Below are 12,487 nucleotides of genomic sequence, written 5' to 3'. Positions count from 1 at the left end.
GTGCCACTCGAACACGTCCTCCCACGGCCGCTCGGCCGGTCCCCACAAGTCTCGGATCTGAGACTCATCATGCCGGTCGACGCTGGTGGGCGCCACTCCCAGGGCCCAAGATCGAGGTATGCAGAAAGTGACGATCGGGTCGGGCGCGGTTTCGTTCGACGACGTGGTTGCGGTCGCCCGGGGCGGCGCCGCTGTTGTGCTCAGCGACGAGGCCGTCGCCGCGATCGACAAGGCGCGCGCGGTCATCGAGGACCTCGCCGCGTCCCCGACGCCCCACTACGGCGTCTCCACCGGGTTCGGCGCGCTGGCCACCCGCCACATCGCCCCCGAGCTGCGCGCCCAGCTGCAGCGCTCGCTGGTCCGCTCCCACGCCGCCGGCAGCGGCCCCGAGGTCGAGCGCGAGGTCGTCCGCGGCCTCATGCTGCTGCGCCTCTCGACGCTCGCGACCGGCCGCACCGGCGTACGGCGGGAGACGGCCGAGCTGCTCGCCGGCCTGCTCACCCACGAGATCACGCCCGTCGTCCACGAGTACGGCTCGCTGGGCTGCTCCGGCGACCTCGCTCCGCTCGCGCACTGCGCACTCGCGCTCATGGGCGAGGGCCCGGTCCGCAACGCCGCCGGCGAGCTCACCGACGCCGCCACCGCGCTCGCCGCCGCCGGCCTCACGCCGGTCGAGCTGCAGGAGAAGGAGGGCCTGGCCCTCATCAACGGCACCGACGGCATGCTCGGCATGCTGGTGCTCGCGCTGCACGACCTGGATGACTTGCTGAAGGTCGCCGACATCTCGGCCGCCATGTCGGTCGAGGGTCAGCTCGGCACCGACCGGGTCTTCGCCCCCGAGCTGCAGGCCATCCGTCCGCACCCCGGCCAGGCGGCATCCGCGGCCAACCTCACCGCCCTGCTGCGGGACTCCGGCATCGTCGCGTCCCACCGCGGCCCCGACTGCAACCGGGTCCAGGACGCGTACTCGCTGCGCTGCTCGCCCCAGGTGCACGGCGGTGTGCGCGACACCGTCGCCCACGCGGCCTCCGTGGCCTCGCGCGAGCTCGCCTCGGCCGTCGACAACCCGGTCGTGCTCGCCGACGAGAACCGCGTCGAGTCCAACGGCAACTTCCACGGGGCACCGGTCGCCTACGTGCTCGACTTCCTCGCGATCGTCACCGCCGACCTCGCCTCGATCGCGGAGCGGCGTACCGACCGCTTCCTCGACAAGGCCCGCAACCACGGCCTGCCGCCGTTCCTCGCCGACGACCCGGGCGTCGACTCGGGCCTGATGATCGCCCAGTACACCCAGGCCGCCATCGTGTCCGAGCTCAAGCGGCTCGCCAACCCGGCCAGCGTCGACTCGATCCCGTCGAGCGCCATGCAGGAGGACCACGTCTCGATGGGCTGGTCCTCGGCGCGCAAGCTGCGCCGGGCTGTCGACGGCCTCACCCGGGTGCTCGCCATCGAGCTGATGACCGCTGCCCGCGCCATCAACCTGCGGACCACGACCGGCTCGACCGCCGGAACCTCGCCCAGCCCGGCCACCGGCGCCGTCGTGGACCTGCTCCGCGACGCCGGCGTGGGCGGCCCCGGCATCGACCGCTTCCTCGCCCCCGAGATCGAGACCGCCTACCAGCTCGTCGCCGACCGGTCCGTCACCCGGGCCGTCGCGAACGTGATCGGAGAACTCGCATGACCACGCAGTCCAGCCCCACCAACCCCCGCCTGCCCATCCACGCGGCCACCGGCACCGAGCTGACCGCGAAGTCGTGGCAGACCGAGGCGCCGCTGCGGATGCTGATGAACAACCTCGACCCCGAGAACGCCGAGCGGCCCGAGGACCTCGTCGTGTACGGCGGCACCGGCAAGGCCGCTCGCAGCTGGGAGGCCTACGACGCGCTCGTGCGCACCCTGCGCGACCTCGAGGACGACGAGACCATGCTCGTCCAGAGCGGCAAGCCGGTCGGCGTGTGGAAGACCAACAAGTGGGCCCCGCGCGTCCTCATCGCCAACTCCAACCTGGTCGGCGACTGGGCGAACTGGGAGGAGTTCCGCCGCCTCGAGGAGCTCGGCCTGACCATGTACGGCCAGATGACGGCCGGCTCGTGGATCTACATCGGCACCCAGGGCATCCTGCAGGGCACGTTCGAGACCTTCGCCGCGGTCGCCGACAAGCGCTTCGGCGGCACCCTCGCCGGCACCATCACCCTCACCGCCGGCCTCGGCGGGATGGGGGGCGCGCAGCCGCTCGCGGTCACGATGAACGACGGTGTCGCGATCTGCGTCGACGTCGACCAGAGCCGGATCACCCGCCGCATCGACCACCGCTACCTCGACGTCCAGGCCGACGACCTCGAGCACGCCCTCGCGCTGGCCGTCCAGGCCCGCGACGAGGGGCGCGGGCTGTCAATCGGGCTGCTCGGCAACGCCGCGGACGTCTTCCCGAAGCTGCTCGAGATGAAGGCCCCGATCGACATCGTCACCGACCAGACCTCGGCGCACGACCCGCTGTCCTACCTGCCGCTCGGCGTCGCCTTCGAGGACTGGCACGCGGCCGCCGAGCGCGACCCGGAGGGCTTCACCAAGGACGCCCAGGCGTCGATGGCCGTCCACGTGCGGGCGATGGTGGAGTTCCAGGACGCCGGCGCCGAGGTGTTCGACTACGGCAACTCGATCCGCGACGAGGCCCGCAAGGGCGGCTACGACCGCGCGTTCGAGTTCCCGGGGTTCGTCCCGGCGTACATCCGGCCGCTGTTCTGCGAGGGCAAGGGCCCCTTCCGCTGGGCCGCGCTGTCCGGCGACCCGGCCGACATCGCCGCCACCGACAAGGCGATCCTCGAGCTGTTCCCCGACAACGAGCGGCTGCACAAGTGGATCGGCATGGCGCAGGAGCGGGTCCACTACCAGGGCCTCCCGGCGCGCATCTGCTGGCTCGGCTACGGCGAGCGGCACCTGGCCGGGCTGAAGTTCAACGAGATGGTCCGCAGCGGCGAGCTCAAGGCGCCGATCGTGATCGGCCGCGACCACCTCGACTGCGGCTCGGTCGCCTCGCCGTACCGCGAGACCGAGGCCATGCTCGACGGCTCCGACGCCATCGCCGACTGGCCGCTGCTCAACGCCATGACTGCGGTCGCCTCCGGCGCCACCTGGGTGTCGCTGCACCACGGCGGCGGCGTCGGCATGGGCCGCTCGATCCACGCCGGCCAGGTCTGTGTCGCCGACGGCACCGAGCTCGCTGCTGCGAAGATCGAGGCCGTGCTGACCAACGACCCCGGCATGGGCGTCATCCGCCACGTCGACGCCGGCTACGAACGCGCCCTCGAGGTCGCGGCCGAGCGCGGCGTCCGGATCCCCATGTCCGAGGCCACTCGGACCGAGCCTGCGAGGGACGAGTGACCGCCGAGGAGGTTGAGGAGCGTCGGCTCGGTCCGAGCCTGCGAGGGCGGAGCGACGCGTCACGAAACCCGGAGGATGTGGCATCGTGACGGATCTTCCTGACTTCGAGCAGATGTGGCGTGAGCTCACGCCCATCGGGCGCTCGGCATCCTCGGGCGGCTACAACCGCCTGCCGTGGCACGCGGCCGAGCTCGAGCTCCGTGCGTGGTTCCGCGAGGCGGCCACCGCGCGCGGGCTCGAGGTCGAGGAGGACCCGTTCGGCAACCTGGTCGCGTGGTGGACACCGGAGGTGGTCGCTACGCTCCCCGGACTTCCTGATCCGCCGGACCAGGCTCGCTCCGCTCGCGGTCCCGCGGTCCTGACCGGCTCCCACCTCGACTCCGTCCTCGACGGGGGCGCGTACGACGGCCCGCTGGGTGTCGTCTCCTCCTTCGCCGCGCTCGACCTGATGCGCTCGCGCGGCGTGGTGCCGGACCGGCGCCTCGGCGTCGCGGCCTTCGTCGAGGAGGAGGGCTCGCGCTTCGGCCGGGCCTGCCTCGGCTCCCGGCTCGCGGTCGGTGCCACGAAGTGGGCCGACGCGGCTGAGCTCACCGACCGCGAGGGCATCCGCCTCGGCGACGTCATCGAGGGCGGCGAGTCGCGGATGCTCGACGGGGTCGCCACCTATGTCGAGCTCCACGTCGAGCAGGGCCGGGGCCTGGTCGACCTCGACGCCCCTGTCGGCGTCCACGACGCGATCTGGCCGCACGGCCGCTACCGCTACGACATCGCCGGTCGCGCCGACCACGCGGGCACCACTCGCATGGAGGACCGCATCGACCCGATGCTGACCTACGCAATGACCGCGCTCGCCGCCAACAAGCAGGCCCGGGTCCAGGGGCAGCGCGCCACCTTCGGCCGGATCGATGTACGGCCCAACGGCACCAACGCCGTGCCGTCGCACGTGACCGCGTGGCTCGACGCCCGCGCCGAGTCCGACGCCGCACTCACCGCCCTGGTGGGCGAGATCGAGCGCCAGGCGACCGAGCGCGCCGATCGCGACGGCACCACCGTCACCGTCACGGCCGAGTCGGTCAGCGGCGAGGTCACCTTCGACGTCGACCTGCGCGACGAGCTCTCGGGGCGCCTGGGGGGCGTCCCGATCCTGCCGACCCAGGCCGGGCACGACGCCGGCGTCCTGCAGGACGCCGGCATCCCCACCGCCATGCTGTTCGTCCGCAACCCCTCGGGCGTCTCGCACTCGCCGTACGAGAGCGCGGAGATGGCCGACTGCCTCGCCGGCGTCACCGCGCTCGCCGACGCCCTCACCGGCCTGGTGACCGCGCAGGTGACCGCGCAGGTGACGGCGCAGGTGACGGAGTGAGCGCCTACCTGCTCGAGCACGCCTGGGTCGGCGGCCGGGTGCAGGACACGGTCCGGGTCGAGGTCGAGCACGGCCGGATCACGTCGGTCGAGGCCGACGCGACCCGCACCGGCGTACCGCTGCGGGGCCTGACCCTGCCCGGTTTCGCCAACACCCACAGCCACGCCTTCCATCGAGCGCTGCGCGGTCGCACCCAGGCCGACCGCGGCACCTTCTGGACATGGCGCGAGCAGATGTACGCCGTGGCCGGGCAGCTCGACCCGGACACCTACTACGAGCTCGCCCGCGCCACCTACGCCGAGATGGTCGCCGCCGGCTACACGTCGGTGGGGGAGTTCCACTACCTGCACCACCAACCCGACGGCACGCCGTACGACGACCCGAACGCGATGGGCAACGCCCTGCTCGCCGCGGCCAGGGACGCCGGCATCCGGATCACGCTGCTCGACACGCTCTACCTGTCCAGCGGATTCGGCGCCGCACCCGAGGGCGTGCAGCGGCGCTTCTCCGACGGCAGCGCCGAGGCCTGGCAGGAGCGGGTCGCCGGGCTCGCGCCGCTGACCGGTGCCGACTCCCTGATCGGTGTCGCCGCCCACTCGGTGCGTGCGGTCCCGGCCGATTCGCTGAAGGGGTTCGCGCCCTACGTCGAGGAAGGGGTGCCGGTCCACGTGCACCTCTCCGAGCAGGTCGAGGAGAACGCCGCCTGTGTCGCCGCGCACGGCGTGACCCCGACCCGGCTGCTGGCCGACCACGGCGTCCTCGGCCCGACGACCAGCGCCGTCCATGCCACCCACCTGACCGACGAGGACATCCGGCTGCTCGGCGAGGCGCGCGTGTTCGCCTCCTTCTGCCCCACCACCGAGCGTGACCTCGGCGACGGCATCGGCCCGGCCCGTGCGCTGCAGCAGGCCGGCTCGATCCTGACCCTCGGCTCCGACAGCCACGCGGTCATCGACGCGTTCGAGGAGATGCGGGCCGTCGAGATGGACGAACGCCTCGCCAGCCGGACCCGCGGCCACTGGACCGCCGCCGAGCTTCTCCTGGCGGGCACCGCCGACGGGCACCGCAGTCTCGGCTTCGCCGACGCCGGCGAGATCGCCGTCGGCCAGCGCGCCGACCTGGTCACCGTCGACCTCGCCTCGCCGCGCACGGCCGGCACCGGTGGCGACGAGCACACCGCCGTCTTCGCCGCCAGTGGCGCCGACGTCACCCATGTCATCGTCGACGGCACGGTGGTCTTCGACGGCGACCACGACCGGGTGGGCCGTTCGCTCGTCGACGCGATCGGGAAGGTCTGGAGCCGATGAGCCTGCTGATCACCCACATCGGCGAGCTGGTCACCAACGACCCGGCGGCTGCGCGGTCGGGCGGCCTGCTCGGCGTCCGCACCGACGCGGCCGTCGTCGTCTCCGACGGCGTGGTGTCGTGGGTCGGCTCCGCCGCCGACGCGCCCGCCGCCGACGAGGTCTTCGACGCCCAGGGCCGCGCGGTGATCCCCGGCTTCGTCGACAGTCACAGCCACCTGGTGTTCGCCGGTGACCGGGCCCTGGAGTTCCAGGCCCGGATGGCAGGGGAGTCGTACGCCGCCGGCGGCATCCGCACCACCGTCGCTGCCACCCGCGCCGCCTCCGACGAGCAGCTCACCGCCGGCGTCGCGCGCCACGTCGCCGAGATGCGCCGCCAGGGCACGACCACCGTCGAGATCAAGTCCGGGTACGGGCTCTCCGTCGACGACGAGGCCCGATCGCTGCGGGTCGCACGCCGGTTCACCGACGAGACCACCTTCCTGGGCGCGCATGTCGTCGCTCCCGAGTACGCCGACGACCCGGCGGCCTACGTCGACCTCGTGACCGGACCGATGCTCGCGGCCGCAGCCCCGCACGCGTCGTGGATCGACGTGTTCTGCGAGCGCGGGGCCTTCGACGAGGACCAGGCCCGCACCATCCTCGCCGCCGGCGCGGCCGCGGGCCTCAAGGGCAGGCTGCACGCCAACCAGCTCGGCGAGGGCCCCGGGGTGCGGCTCGCCGCCGAGCTCGGCCTCACCGCGGTCGACCACTGCACCTACCTCACCGACGGCGACGTGCACGCGTTGCGCGACGCCGGCACGGTGGCGACGCTGCTGCCCGGCGTGGAGTTCAGCACCCGCCACCCCTACCCCTCGGGGCGCCGGCTGCTCGACGCCGGTGTCACGGTGGCGATCGCCAGCGACTGCAACCCCGGCTCCTGCTACACCAGCTCGCTGCCGTTCTGCATCGCGCTGGCGGTGCGGGAGATGGGCATGACGCCGGCGGAGGCCGTGTGGGCCGCGACCGCCGGCGGCGCCGCCGCTCTCGGGCGTACCGACGTCGGTGTCCTGGTCCCCGGTGCCCGCGCCGACCTGGTGCTCCTCGACGCCCCCACCCACGTGCACCTGGCCTATCGGCCGGGCGTGCCGCTCGTGGCGCGCACCTGGACCTCCTGACGCTCCGCTCGCCCACGGCCTAGGGTGGCGGCGTGAGCCGCAGGCGCGCGACCTGGCTGGCGATCGGGGGCGTCCTGGTCGTCGTACTCGTCGCTGCGCTCGCCGTCTTCGAACCCTGGCTGCTCGTCGTCGACCGCACCGCCGACGACGGCGACGACCCCGCCGCAGTCGTCGGTACGGCGAGCGGCGGGCTCGCCGACACCACCGTCCCCGCGGCACCGGGTGAGGGGCTGACCCGGGTCGTGCTCGCCTCGGCGCGCTTCATCGACGGCGAGCACGGCACCACCGGCCGGGCCACGGTCTACCGCCGCAGCGACGGCAGCCGGTTCCTGCGGATCGAGGACCTCGCCACCTCCAACGGCCCGGACCTCCATGTCTGGTTGACCGACAAGCCGAGCGGCGGCTCGTGCGAGGGGTGCCGCGACTCGTGGGGCATCTACGACGACGACGCGTACGTCCGCCTCGGCGAGCTCAAGGGCAACCGCGGCAGCCAGAACTACGAGATCCCCGCGTCCGCGGACCTCTCGGCCATGCGGTCCGTCGTCATCTGGTGCGACCGCTTCAACGTGGCCTTCGGCACCGCCCCTCTAGCCTGACCCCGTGCAGCACCTGCGGATCACCTCGCCGAAGGACCTCACCGCGGGCGTCGTCGACGCGCTCCGCGCCGACCCGGCCGTGACCAGCCTGACCTGTGTGCACGGCGCATCCCTCGTGCCCGAGGGCGACGTGGTCGAGGCCGACCTGCCCCGCGAAGCCGTCAACGACGTCGTCGACGTGCTCCGGGCGCTCGGCGTGCCTCAGGACGGCTCGATCCACGTGGTGCCCGTGACGACCTGGCTCTCACAGCCCGGCCTGGACGCGGAGCGTCGTACCCCCGGGTCCTCGGCCGACTCCGTCGTGTGGGCCGACGTCACCCAGCGGGCGTTCGAGGAGTCCGAGCTCAACTGGACCTTCCTGACGTTCATGAGCCTGGCGACGATCATCGCGAGCATCGCGATCGTCCTCGACTCGCAGATCCTGGTCATCGGCGCGATGGTGCTCGGACCGGAGTTCGTCCCGATCGCGGCCCTCGGGCTCGCGCTCGTCCGACGCCGGCCGACCCTGCTCCGCTTCGCCGCACGCTCGCTCCTGGTCGGCTTCGCCGTCGCGATCGGCGTCACCACGCTGGCTGCGCTCGCTGCCCGGGGCCTGGGCTGGGTGACGGTCGACCAGGTCACGGCGCCGCGGCCGGCGACGGCCTTCATCTACACCCCGGACAAGTGGTCCTTCGTCGTCGCGGTCGTGGCGGCGGCCGCCGGCGCCCTGTCGCTGACCTCGGCCAAGGTGGGCGGCCTGTCGGGCGTCTTCATCTCCGTCACCACCATCCCCGCCGCCGGGAACGTGGCGCTGGGCCTGGCGTTCGGGCTGCCCGACGAGATCCGGGGGAGCCTGCTGCAGCTGTTGATCAACATCACCGGCATGGCGGTCGCCGGCTGGCTCACCCTCGCCTTCCAGCAGGCCGTGTGGAGCCGGATGTCCGTCCGACGCGCCCATCTCGTCGCGCGCTTGCGCCGCCAACCCGGCGCGGAGTGACTACCGTGCGGGCATGGAGCAGGACGATGAGCACCGCGCCCAGCTGGACCGGCTGCGGTTCGTGCAGGCCGTCGCGGAGCACGCCACCCAGGTGGTCGCGCTGATCACGCGCGCCCGCAGCGTGGATGAGGCAGTGGTGGCGGTGTCGCGTCTCCTCGACGTCGACGAGGTGAGCGTGATGTCCGGCCTCGCGCAGTTCAACCTGCTCGCGCTGACCCGGCCCGCCACCCAGCGACGCGCGGAGCTGCTAGCCGAGGGGTCCTGATCCGGCAGGGGAGTCGTCACGGCTGGCAGTCGATCGACGGCGAATGACCGGATCCCCGCTCGCGGTGGGCGGTTCCGGCGCCCGAGGATGGTCCCCATGACCGACGAGACGACCGCCGAGATCGCCCCCGACACCAAGGACTGGACCTGGGTGCTCGACCACCCGTGCCCCGACTGCGGGTTCGACCCCACCGCCGTCGACCGGGTCGCCCTCGGCGACGCCATCCGCGACAACACGGACTTCTGGGTCTCGGCGCTTGCCTCTCCGCGTGCCGGCGAGCGGCCGGAGCCGACGGTCTGGTCGCCGACCGAGTACGCCTGCCACGTCCGCGACGTGCACCGCGTCTTCCTCGGCCGCGTCGAGCAGATGCTCGCCGAGGAAGACCCCCGGTTCGCGAACTGGGACCAGGACGAGACCGCCGTGGCGGAGCGGTACGACGAGCAGCGCGCCGCTGACGTCGTACCGGACCTGGTGGCGGCGGCCGAGGCCGTGGCCGACGCCTACGACCGGGTGCCCGACGACGCCTGGGCGCGCCCGGGCCGGCGCAGCAACGGCAGCGTCTTCACCGTGGAGAGCCTCGGCAGCTACCACCTGCACGACCTGGTGCACCACCGCTGGGACGTGCGGTGGATCATGGCGGGGTGAGGCACACCGAGTTCTGGGCACGCATGGACCGCCACCTCGGTCCGGGCTACGCCCGTGTGTGGGCCGACAGCTTCGTGATCGGGGCACTCGACCACCGCACCGCGAGCGAGGCGCTCGCTGCCGGTGTCTCGCCCAAGGAGGTCTGGCGCGCGGTCTGGGAGGTGCGCGAGCTGCCGGAGAGCGAACGGTGACGCGCCTCGCCGAGCCCGACCTGGTCGTCGGCGCGGTGCAGCGCCGCACGGTCCGGGTCCTCGTGCTCACCCAGGCGGTCGGCGCCGTCGGCATCACCATCGGCATCGCCACCGCGTCGCTGCTCGCGCGCGACCTCTCGGGGTCGGAGTCGATGGCCGGACTGGCGCAGACGGCGCAGGTCCTCGGTGCCGCGGTCATCTCGTTCCTGCTGGCGCCGCTGATGGCGCGCCGCGGGCGTCGCACCGGACTGATGACGGGGTACGTCGTCGGCTCGGCCGGCGCCCTGACCGCTGTGCTCGCCGGCGTCGCCGGGTCGATGCCTCTGCTCCTGCTCGGCGCGATGATGCTCGGCGCGACCACCTCGGCCAACAACGCCGCGCGGTACGCCGCCACCGACCTCGCGACCGACGAGAACCGCGGCCGCTCGCTGTCCCTGGTGGTCTGGGCGACGACGATCGGCGCCGTCGCGGGACCGAACCTCACCGGCCCGGCCGGTGCGTTCGCGGATGCCGTCGGCATCCCCGAGCTGACCGGGCCGTTCGCGATCGGTGCGGTCGGCATGCTCGCCGCGGCCGTCCTCATCGGGCTGCTGTTGCGCCCCGACCCGCTGCTGACCGCGCAGCACGCCGCGGCCGGGGGCGTCGCGTCGACGGGTGCCGGACGGACCGGGTCCTCGTGGAGCCGGGCCGCGGCCACCGTGCGGGAGCGGCCCGTGCTCGGCTACGCCATCGCCGGGCTGGCGCTCACCCACGCCACGATGATCGGCGTGATGACGATGACCCCGCTGCACATGGAGCACGGCGGCTCGGGCCTCGAGGTGATCGGCATCGTCATCAGCGTGCACGTGCTCGGCATGTTCGCCTTCTCGCCGCTCGTCGGGATGCTCGCCGACCGCGTCGGCCGCCCGCCCGTGCTGGCCGCCGGGGGAGTCGTGCTGCTCGCGGCGCTCGTGCTGTGCGCCTCCTCCCCGAGCGGCATGTCGTGGGAGGTCACGGCCGGGCTGTTCCTCCTCGGCGTCGGCTGGTCGCTGGCGATGGTCTCGGCGTCCACGCTGGTCGCGGAGCACGCGCCGCTCGACGTGCGCACGGACGTCCAGGGGGTGTCCGACCTGGTGATGGGACTGACCGCGGCCGCTACCGGCGCGCTCGCGGGTCTGGTCGTCGGTCTCGCCGGCTACCCCGCCCTGGCCCTGGGGAGCCTGCTGCTCGTCGTCGGCGTGCTCGGCTGCGCGGCCCGCGCCGTGACGGCGTCGCGCGCTCCCGCGACACGCCGGCTCGCGTGACCTGACTTCGAACACGTGTTCGGCTAGGTTGGTGCTACGGCAGTCGCCGGACCGATCGGGTCCCTCGACTGTCCACAGGTACGACGTCCGGGCGGGTTGTCCACACCCACGGCACGACTGATCAGGTTGTGTCGGGACCTCGCCCTAGCGTCGCCGACGTACCTGGCCCACCACGACACGAAGGATCTGAGGACCATGGCTGGAGACGACCGGCAGAAGGCGCTCGAGACCGCCCTGCTCAACATCGAGAAGCAGTACGGCAAGGGATCGGTGATGCGGCTCGGCGACGACTCGCGTGCCCCCCTCGACGTGATCCCGACCGGGTCGATCGCGCTCGACGTGGCGCTCGGCATCGGCGGCCTCCCGCGTGGCCGCGTGGTGGAGATCTACGGTCCGGAGTCCAGCGGTAAGACGACCGTCTCGCTCCACGCCGTCGCCAGCGCGCAGGCCGCCGGCGGCATCGTGGCGTTCATCGACGCCGAGCACGCGCTCGACCCGGACTACGCCAAGGCCCTCGGCGTCGACACCGACGCCCTCCTGGTCTCGCAGCCCGACTCCGGTGAGCAGGCCCTCGAGATCGCCGACATGCTGATCCGCTCCGGTGCGCTCGACCTGATCGTCATCGACTCCGTCGCCGCGCTCGTGCCCCGCGCCGAGATCGAGGGCGAGATGGGCGACAGCCACGTCGGCCTCCAGGCCCGACTGATGAGCCAGGCGCTCCGCAAGATGACCGGTGCGCTCAACCAGTCCAAGACGACCGCCATCTTCATCAACCAGCTGCGCGAGAAGATCGGCGTCATGTTCGGCTCGCCCGAGACCACCACCGGTGGTCGCGCGCTGAAGTTCTACTCCTCCGTGCGCCTCGACGTCCGCCGCATCGAGACCCTCAAGGACGGCACCGACATGGTCGGCAACCGGACCCGGGTCAAGGTCGTCAAGAACAAGGTCGCCCCGCCGTTCAAGCAGGCCGAGTTCGACATCATGTACGGCAAGGGCATCTCCCGCGAGGGCAGCCTGATCGACGTCGGCGTCGAGGCGGGCCTGATCCGCAAGGCCGGTGCCTGGTACACCTACGAGGGAGACCAGCTCGGCCAGGGCAAGGAGAACGCCCGCAGCTTCCTCAAGGACAACCCCGACCTGGCCAACGAGCTGGAGAAGAAGATCCTCGAGAAGCTCGGCGTCACCCCGACCATCGACGGTGACAGCGACCTCTCCGACGAGCCGATCGGCGTGGACTCGTTCTGAGGCTTGGTTCCGAGGCTCGCGCCGCTCGCACCTCGACCAGCGCCTCCCCGGCGGTTGAGGTGCGAGGAGCGCCAGCGACGA

General features: G+C 72.6%; 12 protein-coding genes. All 12 read left to right on the top strand.

Annotation, left to right across the window (positions count from 1 at the left end; translation table 11 throughout):
* Window positions 1-118 precede the first annotated feature (118 nt).
* The 12 genes from hutH (at window position 119) to recA (ending at window position 12,406) form a co-directional block, all read left to right on the top strand.
* On the top strand, window positions 119-1,681 hold the full coding sequence (gene hutH / locus KU893_RS07395; RefSeq protein WP_218233697.1) for a histidine ammonia-lyase: 1,563 nt from the start codon (window positions 119-121) through the stop codon (window positions 1,679-1,681).
* The gene (hutU, locus tag KU893_RS07390) at window positions 1,678-3,381 is read left to right on the top strand and encodes a urocanate hydratase (RefSeq protein WP_218233696.1); all 1,704 of its coding nucleotides are present in this window, start codon (window positions 1,678-1,680) and stop codon (window positions 3,379-3,381) included. The genes hutH and hutU overlap by 4 nt, the downstream gene beginning before the upstream one ends.
* Before the next feature lie 85 nt (window positions 3,382-3,466).
* Window positions 3,467-4,744: an allantoate amidohydrolase gene (locus KU893_RS07385; RefSeq protein WP_308167194.1), complete on the top strand. Its 1,278-nt coding sequence runs from the start codon at window positions 3,467-3,469 to the stop codon at window positions 4,742-4,744.
* Window positions 4,741-6,051, top strand: coding sequence for a formimidoylglutamate deiminase (locus KU893_RS07380; RefSeq protein ID WP_218233695.1), 1,311 nt, complete (start codon window positions 4,741-4,743; stop codon window positions 6,049-6,051). The genes KU893_RS07385 and KU893_RS07380 overlap by 4 nt, the downstream gene beginning before the upstream one ends.
* The gene (gene hutI / locus KU893_RS07375) at window positions 6,048-7,205 is read left to right on the top strand and encodes an imidazolonepropionase (RefSeq protein WP_218233694.1); all 1,158 of its coding nucleotides are present in this window, start codon (window positions 6,048-6,050) and stop codon (window positions 7,203-7,205) included. Before KU893_RS07380 ends, hutI begins: the two co-directional genes overlap by 4 nt.
* A 32-nt stretch (window positions 7,206-7,237) precedes the next feature.
* Complete coding sequence (locus tag KU893_RS07370; protein ID WP_218233693.1) at window positions 7,238-7,801, top strand: DM13 domain-containing protein; 564 nt, start codon at window positions 7,238-7,240, stop codon at window positions 7,799-7,801.
* A 4-nt stretch (window positions 7,802-7,805) separates the two neighbouring features.
* Complete coding sequence (locus KU893_RS07365) at window positions 7,806-8,777, top strand: DUF389 domain-containing protein (RefSeq protein ID WP_218233692.1); 972 nt, start codon at window positions 7,806-7,808, stop codon at window positions 8,775-8,777.
* A 13-nt stretch (window positions 8,778-8,790) separates the two neighbouring features.
* The gene (locus KU893_RS07360; RefSeq protein WP_218233691.1) at window positions 8,791-9,042 is read left to right on the top strand and encodes a hypothetical protein; all 252 of its coding nucleotides are present in this window, start codon (window positions 8,791-8,793) and stop codon (window positions 9,040-9,042) included.
* A gap of 96 nt (window positions 9,043-9,138) precedes the next feature.
* Window positions 9,139-9,687, top strand: a complete 549-nt coding sequence (locus tag KU893_RS07355) for a DinB family protein (protein ID WP_218233690.1) — start codon at window positions 9,139-9,141, stop codon at window positions 9,685-9,687.
* Entirely contained in the window at window positions 9,684-9,878 is a 195-nt protein-coding gene (locus KU893_RS07350) for a DUF3046 domain-containing protein (protein WP_218233689.1), read from the top strand. Before KU893_RS07355 ends, KU893_RS07350 begins: the two co-directional genes overlap by 4 nt.
* Window positions 9,875-11,161, top strand: coding sequence for an MFS transporter (locus KU893_RS07345; RefSeq protein ID WP_257441132.1), 1,287 nt, complete (start codon window positions 9,875-9,877; stop codon window positions 11,159-11,161). The genes KU893_RS07350 and KU893_RS07345 overlap by 4 nt, the downstream gene beginning before the upstream one ends.
* Window positions 11,162-11,356: 195 nt before the next feature.
* A complete protein-coding gene (recA, locus tag KU893_RS07340; RefSeq protein WP_218233688.1) occupies window positions 11,357-12,406 on the top strand; it encodes a recombinase RecA in 1,050 nt (349 codons plus the stop codon).
* Window positions 12,407-12,487 lie beyond the last annotated feature (81 nt).

The sequence above is a fragment of the Nocardioides daeguensis genome (assembly GCF_019192965.1).
Lineage (GTDB): Bacteria > Actinomycetota > Actinomycetes > Propionibacteriales > Nocardioidaceae > Nocardioides > Nocardioides daeguensis.
This window is presented reverse-complemented; position numbering and strand designations above follow the sequence as displayed.

What these genes read in the sequence shown, in the direction of transcription:
- hutH (WP_218233697.1), top strand. Translation starts at nt 119, where the DNA reads ATGCAGAAAGTGACGATCGGGTCGGGCGCGGTTTCGTTCGACGACGTG.
- hutU (WP_218233696.1), top strand. Translation starts at nt 1,678, where the DNA reads ATGACCACGCAGTCCAGCCCCACCAACCCCCGCCTGCCCATCCACGCG.
- hutI (WP_218233694.1), top strand. Translation starts at nt 6,048, where the DNA reads ATGAGCCTGCTGATCACCCACATCGGCGAGCTGGTCACCAACGACCCG.
- KU893_RS07360 (WP_218233691.1), top strand. Translation starts at nt 8,791, where the DNA reads ATGGAGCAGGACGATGAGCACCGCGCCCAGCTGGACCGGCTGCGGTTC.
- KU893_RS07355 (WP_218233690.1), top strand. Translation starts at nt 9,139, where the DNA reads ATGACCGACGAGACGACCGCCGAGATCGCCCCCGACACCAAGGACTGG.
- recA (WP_218233688.1), top strand. Translation starts at nt 11,357, where the DNA reads ATGGCTGGAGACGACCGGCAGAAGGCGCTCGAGACCGCCCTGCTCAAC.